15 protein-coding genes and 1 riboswitch are annotated in these 21,683 nt (G+C 75.5%); of the genes, 8 read left to right on the plus strand and 7 right to left on the minus strand.

Annotated features, from left to right (window positions below; all coding sequences use genetic code 11):
• Positions 1-39 precede the first annotated feature (39 nt).
• From ACYVO2_RS22210 to ACYVO2_RS22220, 3 genes are all read right to left on the minus strand, one after another.
• A complete protein-coding gene (locus tag ACYVO2_RS22210) occupies positions 40-996 on the minus strand; it encodes a sigma-70 family RNA polymerase sigma factor (protein WP_461009682.1) in 957 nt (318 codons plus the stop codon).
• Between the two features lie 10 nt (positions 997-1,006).
• Positions 1,007-2,242: an NAD(P)/FAD-dependent oxidoreductase gene (locus ACYVO2_RS22215; protein ID WP_461009683.1), complete on the minus strand. Its 1,236-nt coding sequence runs from the start codon at positions 2,240-2,242 to the stop codon at positions 1,007-1,009.
• Between the two features lie 412 nt (positions 2,243-2,654).
• Positions 2,655-3,035, minus strand: coding sequence for a VOC family protein (locus ACYVO2_RS22220; RefSeq protein ID WP_461009684.1), 381 nt, complete (start codon positions 3,033-3,035; stop codon positions 2,655-2,657).
• 148 nt (positions 3,036-3,183) lie between these two features.
• Here ACYVO2_RS22220 and ACYVO2_RS22225 point away from each other — a divergent pair, with 148 nt between their 5' ends.
• From ACYVO2_RS22225 to ACYVO2_RS22235, 3 genes are all read left to right on the plus strand, one after another.
• Complete coding sequence (locus ACYVO2_RS22225; RefSeq protein ID WP_461009685.1) at positions 3,184-4,500, plus strand: sigma-70 family RNA polymerase sigma factor; 1,317 nt, start codon at positions 3,184-3,186, stop codon at positions 4,498-4,500.
• Between the two features lie 55 nt (positions 4,501-4,555).
• Positions 4,556-4,623, plus strand: a riboswitch (guanidine-III (ykkC-III) riboswitch).
• Between the two features lie 11 nt (positions 4,624-4,634).
• Complete coding sequence (locus ACYVO2_RS22230; RefSeq protein ID WP_461009686.1) at positions 4,635-5,462, plus strand: MBL fold metallo-hydrolase; 828 nt, start codon at positions 4,635-4,637, stop codon at positions 5,460-5,462.
• A gap of 141 nt (positions 5,463-5,603) precedes the next feature.
• The gene (locus ACYVO2_RS22235) at positions 5,604-6,047 is read left to right on the plus strand and encodes a nuclear transport factor 2 family protein (protein WP_461009687.1); all 444 of its coding nucleotides are present in this window, start codon (positions 5,604-5,606) and stop codon (positions 6,045-6,047) included.
• A 411-nt stretch (positions 6,048-6,458) separates the two neighbouring features.
• On the opposite strand, the gene ACYVO2_RS22240 is transcribed toward ACYVO2_RS22235, so the two are convergent.
• Positions 6,459-7,241, minus strand: a complete 783-nt coding sequence (locus tag ACYVO2_RS22240; RefSeq protein ID WP_461009688.1) for a DUF899 domain-containing protein — start codon at positions 7,239-7,241, stop codon at positions 6,459-6,461.
• Positions 7,242-7,716: 475 nt separating this feature from the next.
• Here ACYVO2_RS22240 and ACYVO2_RS22245 point away from each other — a divergent pair, with 475 nt between their 5' ends.
• The 5 genes from ACYVO2_RS22245 to ACYVO2_RS22265 all read left to right on the plus strand — a co-directional run bounded on the left by ACYVO2_RS22245 (position 7,717) and on the right by ACYVO2_RS22265 (position 18,135).
• The gene (locus tag ACYVO2_RS22245; RefSeq protein ID WP_461009689.1) at positions 7,717-10,701 is read left to right on the plus strand and encodes an alpha-L-rhamnosidase; all 2,985 of its coding nucleotides are present in this window, start codon (positions 7,717-7,719) and stop codon (positions 10,699-10,701) included.
• A complete protein-coding gene (locus tag ACYVO2_RS22250) occupies positions 10,698-12,005 on the plus strand; it encodes an ABC transporter substrate-binding protein (protein ID WP_461009690.1) in 1,308 nt (435 codons plus the stop codon). The genes ACYVO2_RS22245 and ACYVO2_RS22250 overlap by 4 nt, the downstream gene beginning before the upstream one ends.
• Positions 12,002-13,015, plus strand: a complete 1,014-nt coding sequence (locus ACYVO2_RS22255) for a carbohydrate ABC transporter permease (RefSeq protein ID WP_461009691.1) — start codon at positions 12,002-12,004, stop codon at positions 13,013-13,015. Before ACYVO2_RS22250 ends, ACYVO2_RS22255 begins: the two co-directional genes overlap by 4 nt.
• Positions 13,012-13,908, plus strand: coding sequence for a carbohydrate ABC transporter permease (locus ACYVO2_RS22260; RefSeq protein WP_461009692.1), 897 nt, complete (start codon positions 13,012-13,014; stop codon positions 13,906-13,908). Before ACYVO2_RS22255 ends, ACYVO2_RS22260 begins: the two co-directional genes overlap by 4 nt.
• A gap of 72 nt (positions 13,909-13,980) precedes the next feature.
• Positions 13,981-18,135 carry a glycosyl hydrolase gene (locus tag ACYVO2_RS22265; protein WP_461009693.1) on the plus strand — a complete coding sequence of 1,385 codons (4,155 nt, stop codon included), beginning with the start codon at positions 13,981-13,983 and terminating at the stop codon, positions 18,133-18,135.
• Between the two features lie 74 nt (positions 18,136-18,209).
• On the opposite strand, the gene ACYVO2_RS22270 is transcribed toward ACYVO2_RS22265, so the two are convergent.
• From ACYVO2_RS22270 to ACYVO2_RS22280, 3 genes are all read right to left on the minus strand, one after another.
• Positions 18,210-19,658: an FGGY family carbohydrate kinase gene (locus ACYVO2_RS22270; RefSeq protein WP_461009694.1), complete on the minus strand. Its 1,449-nt coding sequence runs from the start codon at positions 19,656-19,658 to the stop codon at positions 18,210-18,212.
• Between the two features lie 142 nt (positions 19,659-19,800).
• Positions 19,801-20,817 carry a 2-hydroxyacid dehydrogenase gene (locus ACYVO2_RS22275; RefSeq protein ID WP_461009695.1) on the minus strand — a complete coding sequence of 339 codons (1,017 nt, stop codon included), beginning with the start codon at positions 20,815-20,817 and terminating at the stop codon, positions 19,801-19,803.
• Between the two features lie 67 nt (positions 20,818-20,884).
• Positions 20,885-21,676, minus strand: coding sequence for a DeoR/GlpR family DNA-binding transcription regulator (locus tag ACYVO2_RS22280; RefSeq protein ID WP_461009696.1), 792 nt, complete (start codon positions 21,674-21,676; stop codon positions 20,885-20,887).
• Positions 21,677-21,683 lie beyond the last annotated feature (7 nt).

Here is a 21,683-nt window from a genome sequence, read left to right on the forward strand (position 1 = left end):
GGTCGGCGCCGGTGCCGACCGCCGCCCCGCCGCGCCGGGTCACCACCGGGTGATGAGCGGCGGCGTGTCCGGTTCGTGCCGTCGCCAGGCCTCGGTGAGACGGACGAGGCGGGCGGGGGCGGCGATGCCGCGCACGGTCGCGATCCTGCCGCCCGCGATGTCGAACGTCACGGCGCCGACGACCCGATCGCCGAGCACGAAGAGGACGGCGGGAGCGTCGTTGACGCGCGCGTGGTGGACGGCGAGCGTGCCGCCGGCGAAGCGCCGTTTCGCGGCGGTGGGTGTGAAGCCGGCCCGTGCGACGGCGGCGATGCGCCGCGGAGTGTCGTACCGCAGCAGCGTCCCGGTCAGGCCGGCGCCGTCGGAGACCGCGATCGCGTCGTCGGTGAGCAGCGCCACCAGCCGTTCGGTGCGGCCCGAGGAGGCAGCGGCGAGGAACTCCTCGACGATCCTGCGGGCGGACGCCGGGTCGGCTTCGCCGCCGCGGCGGCGCGCCGCGGTGACGCGGCGCCGGGCCCGGTGGAGGTGCTGCTGGCTGGCGGACTCGGTGATGTCGAGGATCCCGGCGATCTCGGCGTGGCTGTAGGAGAACGCCTCGCGCAGGAGGTAGACGGCCCGCTCCAGGGGGGTCAGGCGCTCCATGAGGGTCAGCACGGCCAGGGAGACCGATTCGCGCTGCTCGAAGGTGTCGGCCGGGCCGAGCATCGGGTCGCCGTCGAGGAGCGGTTCGGGCAGCCAGGCGCCTACGGCGCGTTCGCGGCGGGCCCGCGCCGAGCGGAGCCGGTCGAGGCACAGATTGGTGACGACCTTGGTCAGCCATGCCTCCGGCACCTCGATCCGCTGCCGGTCGGCGGCCTGCCAGTGCAGGAACGCGTCCTGCACGGCGTCCTCGGCGTCGGTGGCGGAGCCGAGCAGCCGGTAGGCCAGCGAGGCCAGCCGGTTCCGGCTGGCCTCGAACCGGCCGGTGTCGAAGCGATCAGCGGGGGTGCTGTCCACTCGGATCACCCTAGGCGGCAACGCGACCGCCTCCCCGGTGGGCGGCCGCCTTCCCGGCGGTCGCGTCCGGCGCGGCGGCCAGGCGACGCCTGCGCCTCGGCATGCCGAAGGTCGGGTGCCAGGTGGCCCACAGCGCCCCCTTCTCGATGGCCGCCTTGATCCGCGCGACCCTCCGCCCGCCCATGTACCCGGGCTTCGCCCGCGCCTCGTCGTCGAACGACTGCCAGATCCCGTCCCGCCGCCCGAGACTGATGGCGTTGTACCGGTGGACCAGCTTGACGTTCGCGATCTCGCGGCCGGTCAGGCGTCCCACGATCGCCTCGATGGCCTGCCGGCCGGTGTAGCCGGCCGAGCCGCAGGACATCGGCAGCGGCCGGCCGTTGTCGCCGATGGCGTGAGCGCTGTCGCCGACGGCGTGGACGTCCGGGTGGGAGACCGACCGCATGGTGCGGTCGACGACGATCCGACCGCTCTCGGTGACCTCAAGCCCGGCGGCGGCGGCGATGGGGTCGACCGCGAACCCGGCCGCCCACACGGTCGCGTCGGACGCCAGGGCGGTGCCGTCGGCGCACAGCACCCGCGTCGCCTCGACGGCCACGACGCCGGTGTGCTCCAGGACGGTGACGCCCAGCCGGTCGCAGGCCCGGCGCAGGTGGCCGCGGGCCCCGGCGGAGAGCCGGGCGCCCAGCTCCCCGCGGGCGATCAGCGCCACCGAGAGGCCGGGCCGGGACTCGGCGATCTCGGTGGCGGTCTCGATGCCGGTCAGCCCGTCGCCGACGACCAGCACGCTCCCGCCCCCGCCCCGCCCGCCCCGCCCGTCCAGGCTGTCCAGGCGCTCGCGCAGGCGCAGCGCCGAGGGCCGGCCGGCGACGTCGAAGGCGTGCTCGGCCACGCCCGGGACGCCGTGGTCGGCGACGTGGCTGCCGAGCGCGTGGACGAGCGTGTCGTAGCCGAGTTCGCCGCCGCCGTCGGCGTCGGCCACGGCGACGACCCGGCGCTCGGGGTCCACGGCGGTGACACGGGCCAGGCGCAGCCGTATCCCCGTGCCCGCGAAGACGTCGGCGAGCTTGGGGGCCTCGATCTCCTGGCCGGCCGCGAGCCGGTGCAGTCGCAGCCGCTGGACGAAGTCCGGCTCGGCGTTGACCACGGTGATCTCGGTGTCCGCCGGGGACAGCCGGCGGGCCAGGTTCCCGGCCACATGGGCCCCGGCGTAGCCGGCGCCGAGGACGACGATGCGGTGCTTCATGGGCTGCTCCTGTCGTTTCGCTCGTTCCCGGTGGTTGAGCGGGACGGCGGCCCGATTGCTGACAGGAACCGTGTGTGGCGTGGGTCACAGGGCGGGGTGGGGCGTGGGACGGTCTCGGAGGAGCAGGCCACCCGGCCGCTCCCTGGGAGTTCGAGACGCCGCTCGGCCTCGGCCCCGACCGCCTCCGCGCCATGGCCCGGCGGGGCCACCCCACCCGCGAGTACGTCGTCTTCGGCACCGAACCGAGTGGTGGCTCTACGTGTGCAGCCGGATCGCCGAGGACCCCCAGCGCCTCCTCCAGGCCCTGGTGGACGCCGCCTGCCGAGGGCTCCACGGCACCGCGCGACGACAACCGCGTCCCCGGGCTCGCCGGGCGCGGCGTGCCCGGGGACGCTCGTGTGCGGGGTGCGGGTCAGGAGGCGTAGGTGGTGACCTTCCACAGATGGCCGTCCGGGTCGCTGAAGTAGCCGAAGTACCCGCCCCACTCGGCGGGACCCGGCTCCTTCACCACGGTGCCCCCGGCGGCCACCGCGTCGCGGATCAGCTCGTCCACCGCTTCCCTGGAGTCGGGGTTGACGTGGAACGAGGCACCGCGGAACCCGGAGCCCTCCGCGGAGACGCCGGCGTCCTGTGCCGCCGCCCCCCATTCGTACAGGGCCAGTTGCGGGGATCCGTCGCCCAGGCTGAGCGAGACGAAATGGGGGGTGTCCCTGTCGATCCCGCAGCCCAGGCCCTCGGTGTAGAACCTCTTGGCGCGGGCCAGGTCCTCGACGCCGAGCATGATGGCGCTCATCCGTAGTGGCACGGTATTTCTCCTGATGGTCTCGGTGTGTTCGCCGCCCGCGCTCGCGGTCCGGACGTCCGGGCCGGGCCCGGCTGTCACATCGGCGCGGGTTCGCCGGTCATTGGGTATGACAGGCGCGGACGGAGGAATGTGACCGATGGTCGAACACGACTGGCTGAGCGAGCGGTTCGCCGAGCACCAGGACCGCCTGCGGGCGGTGGCCCAGCGGATGCTGGGCTCGCCCGGCGAGGCCGAGGACGCGGTGCAGGAGGCGTGGCTGCGGGTCAGCCGCGCCGACACCGGCCGGGTGGAGAATCCGGCCGGGTGGCTGACCACGGTCGTCGCCCGGGTCTGCCTGAACATGCTCGAGGCGCGCCGCACCCGGTACGAGGAGCCGGCCGGGGCGCTGCCGCCCGAGCCCGCCGTGCCGCGGACGGGCATCCACCCGGGCGGCCGGGCCGGTCCTGAGGAGGAGGCGCTGCTGGCCGACTCGGTCGGTGTCGCGCTGATGGTGGTGCTGGACACGCTGACTCCCGCCGAGCGGCTCGCGTTCGTGCTGCACGACGTCTTCGCCGTGTCGTTCGGCGAGATCGGCGCCGTCATCGACCGCTCCCCGGCGGCGGCCCGGCAACTCGCCAGCCGGGCCCGGCGTCGGTTGCAGGGGGCGGCCGGGGCGTCGGACGCCGCGCGATCCGCGAAGCGGGACGTCGTCGCCGCCTTCCTCGCCGCCGCCCGGAGCGGGGACTTCGCCGCCCTGCTCGAACTGCTCGATCCGGACGCCGTGGTCGGCGAGATCCGTGGCGCCGACGCGGTGGCGGCCTTCTTCACCGGACGGGCCCAGGCCGCGCGGCTCGCTCTGGTCGACGGCGTTCCGGCGGCCGTCTGGTCGCACCGCGGCCGGGCGAAGGCCGTCCTCACGTTCGGCGTCAGCGGCGGGAGGATCACCCGCATCGCCATCGACACCGACCCGGACCGGCTGCGCGACCTGGACATCGTCCTTCTTCCCCCACAGCGGCAAGGAGCGGTGACGAGCCGTACGCCCCGGCCGGCGCGCGGTGCGACCGGTACCGATCTCAGGCTCTCGTCCTACGCTCTCGCCGTCCACGACCTCGACGAGGCGCTCGGCTTCTACGTCGACGTGCTCGGCTTCGAGATACGCGCCGACGGCCGAGCCGAGGGGGCGCGGCGGGTGGGCGTCGGCCCGCCGTCGCAGCCGGAGGTGCACATCCTCCTCGAAGCGCCCGGCGCGGCCCCGGGTGTCCCGCCGGCCGACCGGCGGGCGGTCGAGGAGCTGATGTCCAAGGGTCTGCTGGGCCGTGTCGTCCTGGGGACCGACGACTGCGACGCCGCCTTCGAGCGGATCGAGGCCGCGGGCGCGGAGGTGATGCAGGAACCGATCAGCCGGCCCGACGGCGTCCGCGACTGCGCGTTCCTCGACCCTTCCCGGAACATGGTGCGGTTCGTCCAGCGGTGAGCGGCGGCCGCGGGCCGGCGGCGTCACCGCGGCGGGCGGTCTGCTACATTCCGGCGCGGAGGCCCGTTCGGGCCTGCCCCGGACGAGATGTGCGCCGTACCCGGCCGGCGAAGACGACGCACACGGGAGTCGTCGTGCCGCACACCGTTCCGCCGCTGGACGTCCGCTGGATCCACGGCTCGCCCCCGGACGGGCCCGACACCGACCCGGCCGTCCAGGTGTACGCCCACGACGAGGACACGTTCATCCTCCGGCAGAGCAAGGCGGTGCACTGGGAGGCGCCGTTCCTCTTCCTCCTGGTGGGGAGCGAGCGGGCGCTGCTCGTGGACACCGGGGCCACCGAGTCCCCGGAGCTGTTCCCGCTGCGGCGCACGGTGGACGGGCTGCTCGCCGACCGCGGCGGGCTGCCCCTGCTCGTCCTGCACACGCATCCGCACGGGGACCACGTGGCGGGGGACGGGCAGTTCGCGGACCGGCCGCTCACCACCGTGGTGCCCGCCGAGCGGGACGCGGCGTGGGCGTTCCTCGGCCTGGACCGCGACCCGGACGGCACGGGCAGGCTCGACCTCGGCGGCCGGGTGATCGAGTACCTCGCCACGCCCGGCCACCACCGGGCCGCCGTCACCTACCACGATCCGCGCACCGGGTTCCTCCTCACCGGGGACACCGTCTACCCGGGGCGGCTGTACGTGGAGGACTGGGCGGCGTTCACCAGGACCGTGGACCGCCTCATCGCCTTCTGCGACACCCGCCGGGTCACCCACCTGCTCGGCTGCCACATCGAGATGAGCACGACGCCCGGCGTGGACTACCCCGCGGGCACCGTCCACCAGCCCGACGAGCCGCCCCTGGAGATGGCACCCGAACGGCTCCGCGCCATCCGCCGCGCCATCGAGGAGATCGGCGACCGGCCGGGGCGGCACCCCTACCCGGACTTCGTCGTCGTCCGCCACGACGGCTGAACGGGCGGGCCGGGCGCTCCGGGCGGGCGAGGAGTCGCTCGTCCTTACCTCGGAGGTAATCGTCCTCGCCCGGCCGCGCGGCGCAGTATGGGGGCACCTCCGCGTCAGTGGGACGGGGACCGGGAAGGGAAGAGGCCAGTCATGTCCACAGCCGCACCTCAGGACACGCGCACCGTCGTCGAGGAGCTGCTGCGCAGGATCGGTGAGGGCGACCCGGAGCGCATCGCCGAGCTGTACGCCGAGCCGGGCGACTGGAAGCTGAGCTGGCCGGAGGCGGAGCACGGCCGGACGGCCACACCGTGGATCCGCCACCGGTCCACCCGGGCCGACGCGGCGGCCCACTATCGGGAGCTCGCCGAGCACCACGTGCCCGAGCAGGTGGCGACCGAGATCGAGCGCATCCTCGTCGACGGCGACCACGCGGTGGTCCTCGGCGAGATCCGCCAAACCGCCCGCCCCACCGGACGCGCCTACCGGGCCCGGTTCGCCCTGCACCTGACGATCGAGAACGGCCTGGTCACCCGGCACCATGTCTACGAGGACAGCCTGGCCGTCGCCCAGGCCTTCGACACGGCCGGCGGGTGACCGCTGCCACAGCGGCGACGGGGCGGCCCGCCACGGCCACTCGTTGACCGCCGCCGCACGACGGACGACCGGAGGTGCCGGGCGGCGTGGGGCTCGCGGGCGGTCGAGTGCGGGACCGGGCGCCGGGTCCGCTTCCCGGGCCCGCCCCACGCGGCCACCGGTGCCCCCGCCGGGGCGGCGGCGTCAGCGGCGCCCGCTGCCCGTCGGGCGTCGTCGAGCCGAGGTGGAAGCGCCGCGGCGACGGACCATCACCGGCCCGGACGACGCGCGCACCCGGACTCCCGGTGGCACCGGCATGCCTTGGGCACGCCGGTGCCACCGGGAGTTCCCCGTGTTCCGGGCGAGGGCCCGCTCTCGCGTCGTTCCGGGTCGCGGGCGGCGGGTCTGCGCCGGGTCGGCGGTGGTGGGGCGTCAGTGGTGGTGGGCGGGGCGGCCCAGGGTTTCCTCAGGGGTTGCGCCGGGGCGGGTCCACTGGGGGACGGGGCGGCTGGTGGGGCCCCAGGTGGCGTTGCCGTCGGCGTCCGAGCGCCAGGACCAGCACGAGTCGCGTCCCTCGGGCCAGCCCTCGGGGGTGTCCTCCCATGCCTCCCCGCGGCCGTAGGGGGTCATGTCGAGCAGGGCGAGGGAACCGTTGACCCGCTCGTTGCCGCGGCCGGTGGTGGAGTAGGTGAGGAAGGTGCGGTCGCCGTCGCGCAGGAAGCAGGTGAGGTAGCCCATCTCCCCGCCGACCGGCGCATCCAGGCCGCGCACCGAGTACCAGGGCTGGGTGTAGCCCATGAACTCGACGTAGGGGGCCACCTCCTCCCACCGGCCCGTGGTCAGGACGGCGAACGAGACGCCGCGGGCGTTGAGGTAGACGGCGTCCTTCAGATGCCAGGCCGTGGTGGTGCAGCCTTCGCACTGCCCCTGGTGCGGGGCGCCGTCCCACCACATGTGCTGGTAGACGACGAGCTCGTCGCGGCCCTGGAACAGGTCGAGGAACGGGACCGGGCCGTCGGGTCCGACGACCTCCACCGTTCCGTCGAACTCCACCATCGGCAGTCGGCGGCGGGCCGCGGCGAGGGCGTCGCCCTCGCGGGTGTGGGCCTTCTCGCGGACCAGCAGCTCGTCGCGGGCGGCCTGCCAGGTGGCCAGGTCGACGACGGGCGGGCGGCCGGGCAGCGCGGTGGCGGGGTTGTCCGGTGTGGTGGTCACGGTGTCCTCCGTGGTGTTCGCGGTGTCGGTGGTGTCTCGTGCCGGGCGGCGCCCTGCGACGGTCACCAGGGAAGACTCGCGGCCCGGCCGGAACTCATCGCGGCGGGGCCACCGACCGGGAGCGGCCGGGACCGGGGCGGCGTACCCACGGGCTCGCACTCGTGATTTAACGCTTTACCATGTTGTAATCACAGGGCAGGTATCACGTGGCCATCGCCCGCCCCACGCCACCGCCACCCGAGCCCCAGCGCCCGCAACAAGTCTCTGTACAGGACAAACATGCTGCGGCGCGCCATCGGGTCCCCACCTCCCGGCAACACCCTTGACACCTCTCGCGAGGGGCTCCTAGTCTCCGAGCCACAGAACTGACGTTAGATTTCACATTCAAGCATGGTCGTCTTCACGTCGGACGGGTGAAGGCGGTCGGCAGCCGATGGTGATGCGCTGACGCGCCTTCCGGGCGCGAAGGAAGGACGTGCTCGTGTCCGGTCCCTCGGCGGCGGACGTGCCCGCTCCCGCCGGAGAGCGGCCCCTGCGGCCGCACGCGCTCCGGTGCGACCACCGGGCCGCCCCGCTCGGCATCGACGAGCCCGCTCCCCTGCTGTCCTGGCGCCTGGCCTCGGACCGCCGCGGCGACGACCCCGCCGCCTACCGCGTCCGCGTCGCCGAGGCGCCGGAGGACCTGGACGAGGGCGGGCGGCCGCTGTGGGACACCGGGCGGGTGGCGGACCCCGCCGCGACCGGCGTCGTCTACGCCGGGCCCGCCCTGCGGGACCGCACCCGCTACCACTGGCGGGTCACCGTGTGGCCCGCCGCGCCCGGCGCCCCCGCCGAGGACACGTCCTGGTTCGAGACCGCCCGGTACGACCGCTCCGCGTGGCGGGCCTCGTGGATCACCCACGACCCGAACCCGGTGGACGTGGTGGACGCCCCCACCGAGGGCGAGCGCGCCCTCGACCACCACGGGCTCGCCCCCTGCCCCGTCCTGCGCCGCTCCTTCACCGGCCGCGCCGCCGCCCGCGCCCGCCTGTACGTGAGCGCGCGCGGACTGTACGAGGTGCGGCTCAACGGCACCCGGGTCGGCGACGCGGAGCTCGCGCCCGGCTGGACCGACTACCGCCACCGGGTGCAGTACCAGACCTACGACGTCACCGGCCTGGTCCGGGACGGCGAGAACGTGCTCGCGGCCACCGTCGCCGACGGCTGGTGGAGCGGGTTCGTCGGCTTCGACCCGCGCCGGGCCGGGGCCCACTACGGCACGTTCCCCCAGTTCCTGGCCGAGCTGCACCTCACCCACGACGACGGAACCACCACCTCGGTGGTCACCGACGGCACCTGGCGCACGAACACGGGCCCAGTCCGCCACGCCGACCTGCTCATGGGCGAGTGCCACGACCTGCGGCACGCGCGGGACGGCTGGGACCTGCCCGGCTTCGACGCCTCCGGGTGGCGTCCCGCGCTGGTCACGGACGACGACCACGACCGGCTGGTGGCGTCCGTGGACGAGCCGGTGCGGGCGACGGCCGAGCTGCGCCCCGCCTCGATCACCCGGGTCGCCGACGACACGCACATCGTGGACTTCGGGCAGAACCTCGCCGGGCGGGTGCGCCTGCGCGTCGGCCACCTCCCGCACGGCTCCCGGGTGGTCGTCCGCCACGCCGAGGTGCTGGACGGGACGGGGCGGCTGTACACGGCCAACCTGCGCACCGCGGCGGCCACCGACACGCTCATCGGCGACGGGCGCCGGGAGGTGGTGTTCGAGCCGCGCTTCACCTACCACGGCTTCCGCTACGCGGAGATCAGCGGGCTGCCCCGGCTCCGGGAGGCGGACGTCGCCGCCGTGGTCCTGCACAGCGACACCCCGTGGGCCGGCACCTTCGACTGCTCGGACCCGGACGTGCGGCGGCTCAAGGAGTGCGTGGAGTGGGGCCAGCGCTCCAACTTCGTGAGCGTGCCCACGGACTGCCCGCAGCGCGACGAGCGGCTCGGCTGGCTCGCCGACGCCCAGGTCTTCCTGCCCACGGCCGCGCTCAACGCCGACGTCGCCGCGTTCTTCACCAAGTGGCTGCGGGACGTGGACGACGCCCGCGACGCCGACGGGGGGTTCACCAACGTGGCCCCCCGGCTGGCCGGCGTCGCGGACGAGGGCGCGCCCGGCTGGGGCGACGCCGGGGTGATCGTCCCCTGGCACCTGTACCGGGTCTACGGCGACCCGCGGTTCCTGTCCCGCGCCCTGCCCGGCATGCGTGCCTGGGTGGACCTGATCCGCCGGCACAACCCCGACCTGATCTGGCGGCGTCGCGTCGGCCCCCACTTCTCCGACTGGCTCGCCCCGGGCCGCCCGACCCCGCGCGAGCTCATCGCCACCGCCTACTTCGCGCACAGCGCCCGGCTCACCGCCCGGGCGGCCGCCGAGCTGGGCGAACCGGGCACCGCGGACGCCTACGGCCGGCTGGCCGCGGACATCCGCGCCGCGTTCACCCGGCGGTTCCTCGCCGTCACCGTCACCAGGGGCGGCCGCCCCGCGGTGCGCCTCGACGGCGACACCCAGACCGGCTACCTGGTGGCCCTGGCCTTCGACCTGCTGCCGCCGGAGCACACCGCGGCGGCGGCGCACCGCCTCGCCGAGCTGGTGGAGGCCGCGGGCCCCGCCCTCCAGACCGGCTTCCTCGGGGTGGCGCTCGCCGCGCCCGTCCTGGACGCGCACGGGCGCGACGACCTCGCGCACGCCCTGCTGCGCCGCACCGAGGTCCCGTCCTGGCTGTTCCCGCTGCGGCACGGCGCCACCACCATCTGGGAGCGCTGGGACGGGTGGACCCCGGAGGGCGGCTTCCGGGCGGCGGCGATGAACTCGTTCAACCACTACGCGCTCGGCTCGATCGGCGAGTGGCTCCACCGCGGCGTCGCCGGACTCGACCAGAGCCCGGACTCCGTCGGCTACCGCCGTCTGCGCATCCGCCCCGTCCCCGGCGACCTCGGCCACGCGAGCGCCGGGTACGAGACGGTGCGGGGCACCGCCGCGGTGCGCTGGCGGCGCGAGAACGGCCGGATCGACCTGCGCGTGCGGGTGCCCCCCGGGGCCACCGCCGAGGTGCACGTGCCCACCGCCGACCCGGACTCGGTCCGCGAGTCGGGCGCGGTGCCGGACGGCGGCCAGGTGACGCCCGCGGCGGTCCTGCCCGGGTACGCGGTGTACCGCGTGGCCTCCGGCGCCTACCACTTCACCGCCGCCTGTCCCTCGCCCGGCGAGCCCGGGACCCGACACGCGCGGCTCCCGGGCGACCCGCACCACCACGACCCGAACCGGCACGACCCGCACCGGCACGACGCACGGCCCCACGCGAGCAAGCACGCCGACACGCCTCCGGCGGGCACGCCCCTGCCGTCCCCGGCCCACCGCCCGCGCACGACGAGCCCGGCCGCTCCCCTCGCCGGCACTCACCAGGAGGACACACCATGACCACGCGATTCGGCAGCCTGTCCGACCGGGGCGCGTTCAGCCGCCGCGGCTTCCTCCGCATCGGCGGCGGGGTCGCGGCCGCCGCCGCGCTGCCCGGGGCCCTCACCGCGTGCTCGGGTTCGGGCGGCGGTTCGGGCAAGGTGCGCATCGTCGGCGTCACCGACCAGCAGAAGCCCATCGAGGAGCTGCTGAAGCTGTACCGCAAGGCCCACCCGGACGACGACTTCAGCACCTCCTTCGCGCCCACCGACCAGGTGCAGACCTCGGTGCGCACCCAGCTCGCCGGCGGCAACGCCCCCGACGTGCACGTGCTGTACCCGGGCAGCGGCAGCGCCATGTCCATGGCCGAGCTGGCCAAGGCCGACCTGCTCACCGACCTCAGCTCCCAGGCGTGGACCAGGACCATCCCGTCGAACTTCGACGGCGCCTACCGCGTCGACGGCAAGACCTACCTGTACTCGGCGGGCAGCAGCGTCATCGGCGCCGTCTACAACAAGCGGGTCTTCGCCGACGCCGGGGTCGAGCCGCCCACCACCTGGGAGGAGCTGCTCGACGTCTGCGCCAGGCTGAAGGCGAAGGGCGTCACCCCGATCGCGCTTGGCGCGCAGACGCCGTGGGTCACCCAGCTCATCACGTACGCGCTGGTGCCCAACGCCGTCTACGCGAAGGACCCGGACTTCGACGAGAAGATGGCCGCGGGCACCGCCACCTTCGCCGGCTCCGGCTGGGCCGACGCCATGGACCAGTACATGGAGCTGAAGAAGCGCGGCTTCTTCAACGACAACCCCAACGGCACCACCTACGAGCAGCAGACCTCGATGGTCGCGGGCGGGAAGGCCGCCATGGCCGTGCAGGTCTCCGCGGTGCTCTCCGCCTTCCGCTCGGCCGCGAAGAACCCCGACGACCTGGGCATGTTCCCCTTCCCCGGCGGCGACGACGCCAAGGAGCAGTGGATACCCGCGGGCATCGTCGTGGGCCTCGGCGTCGCCAGGAGGGCCGAGAACCAGGAGAAGGCCGCCGCGTTCGTGGAGTTCCTCGGCAAGCAGGAGAACATCAACCGCTGGGCCGCCGCCGTCTCCGCGATCCCGGTCACCCGCGACAAGTCGTCCACCATCGACCCCGTCCTGGAGAGCTTCCTGCCCGCCATCGACGGCGACCGCGCCGTGCCCTTCATGGACCAGCGCTGGCCGAACGCCGAGGTCCAGCCCGCGCACTTCGCGGCCGTGCAGAACCTGCTCGCGGGCAAGACCGACGTCAAGGGGGCGCTGGGACAGATGGACAAGGCCTACGGGAAGAAGTCATGACCTCGCACACCGCCGGCACCGGGCACGCCGCCGGGACCGGCCCCGGCGGGACCGGCGCGGCCGGGACCGGCGCGGCCGCGGTGAAGACGGCCGCCGGGGCCGCCGGGCGCCGCCCGGGGCCGCGCTCCCGGCTCCGCCGGGACGCCACCCTCCCGCCGTGGGTGTTCGTCGTGCCCGCGCTCGCGGTCTACGCGGCCGTGGTGCTCTACCCCAGCCTCGCCGGGGTGGTCTACGCGTTCACCGACTGGTCGGGCGTGGGCGACTACTCCTTCACGGGGCTGGAGAACTTCCAGAACCTGCTGGACGACGACCGCGCCCTGGACTCCGTGGGCAACACCCTGCTGCTCACCGTGGCCATCGTGGTGGTCCAGAACGGCGTCGGCCTGCTGCTCGCCCTGGGCGTCCACGCGAACATCAAGTCGCGCCAACTGCTGCGGGTGGTGTTCTTCGCGCCCGCCGTGGTGAGCCCGGTGATGGTCGCGTTCCTGTGGAAGTACGTCTACAACCCCGACGACGGCGAGGGCCTCAACGGCGTCCTCGGCGCGATCGGCCTGGGCGGTCTGCGCCAGGACTGGCTGGGCGACCCGTCGCTCGCCCTGTGGTCGGTCGCTGCCATGGTGGTCTGGCAGTACGCCGGGTACTCGATGGTCATCTTCCTGGCGGGCCTCCAGGGGGTGCCGCCCGAGCTGCACGAGGCCGCCAGGATCGACGGCGCCGGCACCTGGCAGCGCTTCCGCCACGTCACCTGGCCGCTGCTGGCCCCCGCCCTGACCGTCAACCTCATGCTGTCGACCATCGGCGGCCTCAAGCTCTTCGACCAGGTCTACGCCGCCACCAACGGCGGCCCCGGCACGTCGAGCGAGACGCTCTCGACCGTGCTGTACAAGGAGGCCTTCGTCTACGGCAAGTTCGGGTACAGCACCGCCGTGGCCCTGGTCCTCGCGCTGTTCGTCGCCGCCGTCTCCCTGGTCCAACTCCACTACCTGCGCTCCCGGGAGGTCACCGCGTGAGCACCGCCACGCCCCAGGCGCCCGCCGGGGGCGCCCCGCCCCGGCCGGGCGGACCGCGCCCGGCCCGGCGGCGCCGCCCCGGCTACGGGCGCTACGCCCTGGAACTCGTCATGATCGCCGTCGCGGCGGTGTTCCTGTTCCCGGTGTACGCCCTGATCACCCTGTCGATGAAGGACTCGCGGCAGATCTCCGAGTCCCCGCTGGCCCCGCCGTCGCCGCCGACGTTCGCCAACTTCGGCGACGCCTGGTCCTCGGCGTCCCTGGGCTCCGCCCTGCTGAACAGCACGATCATCACCGTGGCCAGCCTGCTGGTGCTGATCGTGCTGGGCTCCACCGGCGCCTACTACCTGGCGCGGCGCGCCCGCGGGCTCGGGTACGGGCTGTACATCCTGTTCCTGCTGGGCATCGTGCTGCCGTTTCAGCTCGGGATGATCCCGCTGTACAAGCTCGTGGACGACCTGGGCTGGCTCGGCACGTACCACGGCATGGTGCTGTTCTACACGGGCATCCAACTGCCCTTCACCGTGTTCCTGTACACCGGGTTCATCCGCGCCCTGCCGCAGGACTACGCCCACGCCGCGCTGATCGACGGCTGCAACCACCTCCAGGCGTTCACCCGGGTGGTGTTCCCGCTGCTGCGCCCGATCACCGGCACCGTGGTCATCCTGAACGCGGTGTTCATCTGGAACGACTTCTTCACGCCGCTGCTGTACCTGGGCGGCTCCGACAAGGAGACCGTGCCGGTCGCGGTGTTCTCGTTCCAGGGGCAATACGTCTCCGACTACGGCCTGGTGTTCGCCGGACTGGTGCTGGCGGCCCTGCCCGTGCTCGTGGTCTTCCTGCTCCTCCAGCGCTATGTGATCAAGGGCTTCGCGGGCGGCCTCAAGGGGTGAGGCCCCCGCCTCCCCGGCGGCCCCGCCCGGTACAGCCCGCCCCCCGCACCGAACGACGGAGACGCACACGCCATGAACCCTCCTCCCTCCGCCGGCGGCGTGGGAGCGGCCCTGCCCGCGAGCGTCGCCGCGGCCATGGGCGAGCCGCCGCGCGCCTTCTCGCCCACCGCGATCTGGTGGTGGAGCGGGGAGCGGCTGGACCGCGCCCGGCTGCGGGACCAGCTCGAACGGTTCGCCGACGGCGGGGTGTACAACCTGGTGCTGCTCAACCTCGCCCCGTCCGGGCCGCTGTTCGGCTCCGACGCCGACGACCCGCCGTACCTGTCCGAGGAGTGGTGGGCCCTGCTCGAAGGCGTGTGCGACGACGCGCGCGCCCTCGGGATCGGGCTGTGGTTCTACGACCAGCTCGGGTTCTCCGGCGCCGGCCTCCAGGCACGGCTGGTGGACGAGCGGCCCTCCTTCGCCGGACGGCGCCTGGAGCGGACCCGGGCCGTGGTGGAGGACGGCGGGGAGCTGCGCTGCCCGGCGGGCGGGGAGCCGCTCGCGGGCCGCGCGGAGCCGGTGGACGGGGCGGGGCGGCCGCTGGGCCCCGCGGTGCCGCTCGACCCCGGGACGGGGGTGCTGCGCGCGCCCGGTCCCGGGCGGTGGCGGCTGACCCTGCACCACCACACGGCGCTGGGCTTCGACTACCTGGGCGCGGACGCGTGCGCGGCCCTGCTGGACCGGGTGCACGGCGAGGTGGAGCGGCGGCTCGGCGACCGGCTGGGGAGCGTGGTCGTCGGCTCGTTCCAGGACGAGCTGCCCGGCCTGCCCACGTGGTCGCGGGAGTTCGCCGGCGCCTTCGAGCGGCGGCGCGGCTACGACCTGCTCCCCCGTCTGGACGCCCTGTACCTCGACGGCCCCGGCGGCGAAGGACCGGACGCCCGCCGGGTCCGGCGCGACTACCACCTCACCCGCGCCGAACTCGCCGAGGAGGCGTTCTTCCGGCCGCTGGCCGCCTGGCACGAGCGGCACGGGCTCACCGTCGGCTGCGACCAGCAGGACCCCGCCCGCGCCGGGCACCCCGTCGCCGGGGTGGAGCTGTACGCCGACTACGCCCGCACCCACCGCTGGTTCTCCGCGCCCGGCTCCGACCACCACGGCGACGCCCGGATCCACTCCTCCCTGGCCCACCTGTACGGCAGGCCGCGCACCTGGATCGAGGCGTTCCACTCCACCGGGTGGGGCGGCACCCTGGAGGAGACCCTCGACTGGCTGCTGCCGTGGCTGCGCGCCGGGGCCACCCTGTACAACCCGCACGCCGTCTACTACACGACCAAGGGCGGCTGGTGGGAGTGGGCGCCGCCCGGCACCGACTGGCGGCAGCCCTACTGGCGGCACCACCGGGTCTTCGCGGACGCGGTGGCGCGGCTGTGCGCGGTGCTGAGCCTGGGCCGCCACCTGTGCGACGTCGCCGTGCTGCTGCCCACCGCCACCGCGCAGGCGGGGGCCGCCCTGGACGGGGTGTCGGTGCGGGCGAAGGCCGCGCAGGCGGCGTACCTGGAGCTGGTCGGGGACATGGCGTGGTTCCGGACCCGGCCGGGGCTGCTGGACCGGCTGGGGCTGGACGCGGACGTGATCGACGACGCGTCCGTGGCGCGCGCGGTCGTCGAGGGCTCCCCGGACTCCCGCGCGGGGGACGGCGTCCGGCTGCGGGTGGCGGACGAGGCGTACGCGGCGGTGGTGCTGCCGGCGTGCGCGGTGCTCGAACAGGACACCGCGCTGCGGCTGGTGGAGTTCGCCTCCGCCGGAGGGACCGTGGTCGCGCTCGGCGCCCTGCCGGAGCAGGTCCTGGGGCCGGACGGGGACGCCGTCCTGCGCGAGGTGCGCGCGTGCTTCGCCGACGGGCGGGCCGTGTTCGCCCCCGCGGCCGGTGAGACGGCGGCGGCCCCGGAGCACGCGCTGGGGAGCGCCCTCACGGCGCGGGAGGGGCGGCGGGCCGGGGTGCGGCCGGTGGTGCGGGCGCCGGTTCCCGCGCTGGCGCGCCGGGTGGACGACGCCACCGTGGTGTTCCTCACCGCGGGCTCGCCCCGGGCCACCCGGGCGGCCGTGGCGGCGCCCGACGAGCGCGGGGCCGCCCTGGGCTGGCTGGACGTCCGATACGACTTCGACCCCGGCCGCTGCGCGGAATCCGCGACGGTGCGGGTGCGCGGGGTGGCGGGCCGCCCCGCCGTGCTGCTCGACCCGTTCGGCGGGCCGCCCCGCACCCTGCCGGCGCGGCCGGCGGGGGACGAGGCCGGGGCGGTGGAGGTGGAGGTGCCGTTCGACGGCGGGCCCGCGGCGGTGCTGGTGTTCCCCGGCCCGGGGCCGGGGGGAGAGCCGGGCGGAGAGCCGGGCGGCGGGGAGGCGGCGCCTGGGGGCGGGCGCGCGGGCGGGCGGGGCGAGCTCGTGGTGGAGGTCCCGGCGGACCGGGAGTGGGACGTGGAGCTCGTGCCCACCCTGGACAACACCTGGGGCGACTTCGCCCGGCCCGCGGCCGTACCGTCCGCCGGGCCCGCGGTGACCGAGTGCCGCGCGTTCCGCCACCGGACCGGGGACGGGGAGTACGGGCCGGACGTGCACGCCACGTTCGGGCCGCGCGCGGTCCTCGCCGGGGACGGCGGGGAGGTCCTCGCGGTGCTGGAGTGGTCCGGCAGCCGGGGCGTCCGCAAGGACCCGGTCCACCGGGACGTCCTCGGGCCCAAGGGCCATGTGCCGGAGGAGTTCGTCCGCGTCGGCCCCACGCCCGCGGGGGCGGTGGCGCGGCTGCGCACGGACCTGCTGCTCGACGCGCCCTTCGACGGGCACCTGGCCGTCGGGGCCGCGGCCGCCAAGTCGGCCAGGGTCGGCGGGGTGCCCGTGCATCTGGACGACGGCGGCCACCTGGCCCTGGGACGGGTGCGACTGGACGCGGGACGGCACCGACTTGAGCTGGACCTGACACCGGACCGGGACACGGACCTGCGGGCGCACATCGCGCTGGTCCGCGACGCGGAGCGCCACCGGCGCCCGGAGTGGATACTCGCGGACGGGACGCCCGCGGACGGGACGCCCGCGGACGGGACGCCCGGGGACGGGACTCCCGAGGACGGGGCCGTGCTCGGCACGTCCCTCACGCTGGCGGCGGTGCCCGCGCGGGCGGTCGTCCAGGTCGCCTCCCGCGGGCGGTGCGTGCTGCGGGTCAACGGGCGGGTGGTGGGCAGGCAGGGCGGCTTCGACCCGTACGCCGAGCACGCCGTGCCGCGGGTGCGGCGGCACGACGTCACCGCGGCCCTGCGCGCCGGGGAGAACGAGATCACCGTGGAGACCGGCGGCGGCGACCCCGCCGTCCTGGTGGACGCGCTCTTCGAGGACGCCGCGGGCGCCCCGGTCGCGGCGCCGCACAGCGACCGCTCCTGGTGGGCGCGGCGCGGGGGCGGGCGGGTGCCGGTCGCGGTGCGCCGGGAGCCGGTGGGCGACCCGGCCGCGCTGTACCTGCGCCGCAGGCCGCACCCGCTGCCCGGCGCCGCCTGGCTGGACCCGGACGCCGACGACGGCACCGTGGTGCCGGTGGGCTTCGCCGTGCCGGGCGCCGGGGGCGCGGTGGAGTGGTTCCGGTGCGCGCTGCCGCCCGGGGCCCGGCGGCTGTCGGTGGACACGCACGGGCCCACGACCGTGTTCGTGGACGGCGGGGAGTGCCCGTCGGCGACGGCCCCCGGCGCGGACGGGGCGCGCACCGTGACCGCGGAGCTGCCGGACGGCGGCCCCACGGGCCCGCGGGTCGCCGAGCTGCGGGTGGAGACCGGCCCCGCGCACCGGGGCGGCGCCGCCCTGGCCGGGCCGCTGCGCTGCGTCACCGGCCCCGGGCTGCTGCGCACCGGGGACTGGGAGGAGCGCGGGCTCGCCGAGTACAGCGGCGGGGTGCGGTACCGCACGGTGGTGGCGCTGCCCACCGCGGCCGCGGGCGGGCGGGTCCTGCTGGACCTGGGGCGGGTGCGCGGCACGGCGGAGGCGCGGGTGGACGGCGTGCCCGCCGGGGTGCGGATCTGCTCGCCCTACGTGTTCGACGTGACGGGCCTGGCCGGGCCGGGCGACGTCACCGTGGAGGTGACTGTGTTCGGCACCCTGGCGCCGTACCTGGACGCGGTGAGCCCCACCCACTTCGTCTTCCCCGGCCAGCGGGTCAGCGGACTGCTGGGGCCGGTGCGACTGCGGGTCGCGTCCGCCTGAGACCGGACCGGCCGCCCCAGGGGAGTGGCGGCCGGTCCGGCGCATCGGGGCCCGCGGCTGCGCGCCCGGGCGGCTCAGGCTCCCGTCGGGCCCAGCCAGCGGGACCGCGCGGCGGTCACCCGGAACAGGTAGTCGGCGTAGGCGGCCTCGTAGAACGCCACGCCCTCCGGATCCGGGTCGATCACGACTTCCGGGGCGGTCCACGCGGCGGCGTCCAGCTCGTGGCCGAGGTCGCGGCCGTGGGCGGCGACCGCGGCCAGGACGGCGCCGCGGGCGCCGGGCTCGGGGCCGCGGGCCACCCGCAGCGGGCGGCCGAGGACCTCGGCGAACAGCCGCAGCCAGGGCAGGCTGCGGGTGCCGCCGCCGCACACGGCCAGCTCTCCGGTGAGGCCCGCCGCCTCCAGGCAGTGCCGGGCCGCGAACGCTATGGCCTCGCACATGCCCCGCACCAGGTCGGCGCGGGTCGCCCGCAGGTCGAGGCCGGTGAACTCGGCGCGCGCCGCGGGGTCCACGAACGGCGCCCGCTCCCCCGAAGGCGACAGGTACGGCAGCGCGGCGACGCCGCGGGCTCCGCGCGGGCTGTCCTCCAGCATCCCGGAGACCTGCTCGTGCGAGGTGCCGGTGACGCCCAGCACCCAGTCCAGGGCGGCCGTGCCGGTCATGGCGGGCAGGGCGCGCAGATGGCGGTCGGGCCGGGCCGTGGCGAGGTGGAACCCCACGGGGTCCTCGTCCAGCGCGACCCGCTCCGCCACGACCTCGCAGGCCAGGGTGGTGCCGACGATGAGCAGCCCGTCGCCGGGCTCGGTGACGCCCGCGCCGAGGGCGCACGCGGGCAGGTCGTAGGGCCCCGAGCTGACCGGGGTGCCGCGGGTCAGGCCGGGGGTGCTCCCGTCCGCCTCGCCGTACGGCAGGGTCTCGGCGATGGGCGGCAGCAGCCCGGCGCGGTGCTCAAGGCCGAGGGCCGCCAGGACCCGCGGGGACCAGGCGCGGGCCGTCGGGTCGAGGAACGGGACGGAGGCGTCGGACAGGTCGGTGCCGCGCTCCCCGGTGAGCCGCAGGTGGATGACGTCCTTGCAGGAGGCGGCGGTGACCGCGGCGTCGAGGGACCGCGGCTCCTCGCGGTCCAGCCACGCCATCAGGGGCCCCGGCGAGCCCGGGAACAGCACGTTCCCGGTGTGCCGGTACAGCCGCTCCGCGGTGCCGTCCCGCATCCACCCGGCCACCAGCGCGCCGGCCCTGCCGTCCATCCAGGACAGGGCGGGGCGCACCGGCCGTCCCGCCCCGTCCACCAGCCACAGGCCGTCGCCCTGCCCGGTGACGGCGACGAGGGCGGGGGCGCCCCCCTCGGTCACCGCGGCCAGGACGCCGGCGGCGGCCGCGACCACCTCCTCCACGTCCTGCTCGACGCGGTCGCCGTGCCCGCCGAGCGGGATCGACTTCGACTCCACGCGCAGCGCCGTGCCGTCCTCGGCGAAGGCCACCGCCTTGGCGACCGAGGTCCCCATGTCCAGTCCGACGAACACCGTCTCTCCCTTCCCCGGCCGCGGGCGGCGCGCCGCCCCCGCGGGGGCCGCTCCGGTGCGGCGTCGCTTTCTCGTCGAGCCTTGCCGATCCTTGCCGATCACTGTCACGCCCCGCCGGACCCCGCGGACCGCCGCGGGCCGGTCAGACGACGCGGTGGGCCAGGGGCTCACCGCGCAGGAAGCGGCCGACCTCGGCGGCGGCGACACGGGCCGCGTTGTGCGCCACCGAGGTGTTGGCGCCCGCGAGATGGGGCGTCATGACGAGCCGGGGGGCGGTGCGCAGCCGGGAGTCCGCGGGCGGGGGCTCCACGGCGAACACGTCGAGACCCGCGGCGGCGAGCCGCCCGGACTCCAGGGCGTCGCAGAGCGCGTCCTCGTCCAGCAGCGCGCCCCGCGCGCAGTTGACGACGACGGCGCCCTCGGGCAGCAGGCCGAGTTCGCGCGCGCCGAGCAGCCCGCGGGTCTCGGGAGTGAGCCGCGCGTGCAGGGAGACGACATCGGAGCGGCGCAGCAGGTCGTCCAGGTCGGCGACGGGGGTGCCCGCCTCGCGCAGCGCGTCCTGGTCCGCGTACGGGTCGTACACCAGGACCTCCGCGCCGAGGGCGGCCAGCGCCCTGGCGACCCGGCTGCCGACGGCGCCGCAGCCGATCAGGCCGACCGTGGCCCCGTCCAGGCCGGGGCCGCAGTTGCCGTAGGTGTAGAACTCGCCGGCCCAGCGGCCCGCGGCCAGCGCGGCCGAGGTCTCGGGGATGCGGCGCATCGCGGCCAGCATCAGCCCGACCGTGTACTCGGCGGTGGCCGCCGCGTTGCGCCCGGGGGTGTTGCACACCCTGACGCCGCGCTCCCTGGCCGCCTCGAGGTTGACGTTGACGGGCCCGCCCCGGCCGACGACCACCAGGCGCAGGCCGGGGGCGCCCTCGATGACCTTCCGGGTGACCGGGGCCATCTGGGTGACGCACACCTCGGCCTCGCCGAGCGCCGCCAGGACGGTCTCCTCGTCGCCGGACGCCTCGTCCACCTCCGACACCGGCCCGAACGGGGTCAGCGGCCAGGGCAGGAGCAGCTCGTCGACGCGGTGACCTGTGCCGATCTGGGCCGTCAGCTCCCTGGTGAACAGTTCGGGGGCCACGAAGTGGTCGCCCGCGGCGAGGATTCTCATCGGCGAGGTCTCCTGGGTGAGAGGTCCGGGGTGAGGGGTCCGGGGTGGGCGGGGCGCGCGGGAGGTGTCAGGTCTTGACCGGGGCCAGTTCGCAGCGGACGCCGCGGTCCTCCAGGGAGCGCAGGGCGTCCGGCGGGGTGCGGTCGTCCACCAGGACGCGGTCGAACGTGCTGAGCGGGGCGAGCCGGTGCAGGGCGGTGCGGCTGAGCTTGGAGTGGTCCACCATGAGGACCTTGCGGTCGGCGGCCTTGAGCATCGCGCGCTTCACCGCGACGATGCGCTGCTCCTGGTGGAAGGCGAAGTCCCCGTACACGGAGGAGGTGGACACGAAGCACAGGTCCACCCGCAGGGCCTCCACCGCCTCCACGCAGGGCACCCCGAGGAAGGAGTCGTGCAGCGGGTCGTAGTCGCCGCCCAGCGCCATCAGGTGGATGCCCCGCTTGTCCGCGAGCAGGTTCAGCGCCTCGAGGAAGTTGGTGACGACGGTGAGGGGTTCGACGTCCGGCAGCAGCCGGGCCAGCTCCAGCACGGTGGTCGAGTCGTCGATCATGACGGACATACCGGGCTCGATCATGGTGACGGCCTTGGCGGCGAGCGCCTCCTTCTCCGCCCGCATGGACTTCTTGCGGTAGGCGACGTTGCTCTCGAACACCCCGGAGGGCTGGGCGGTCACTCCCCCGCGGGACCTGCGCAGCACGCCCTCGCGTTCGAGTTCGTCGATGTCCCGGTAGATCGTCATCAGACTCACGCCGAAGCGCTCCGCCAGATCCGACGCCGACGCCGACCCCTCCGTCAGCACGAGCTCGGAGAGCTCCCGGCGGCGCTGTGCGGGACCCCGCCGGCTCTTGTCCTGTGACATTCCTCGG

The sequence above is a fragment of the Streptomyces capparidis genome, from assembly GCF_054782095.1.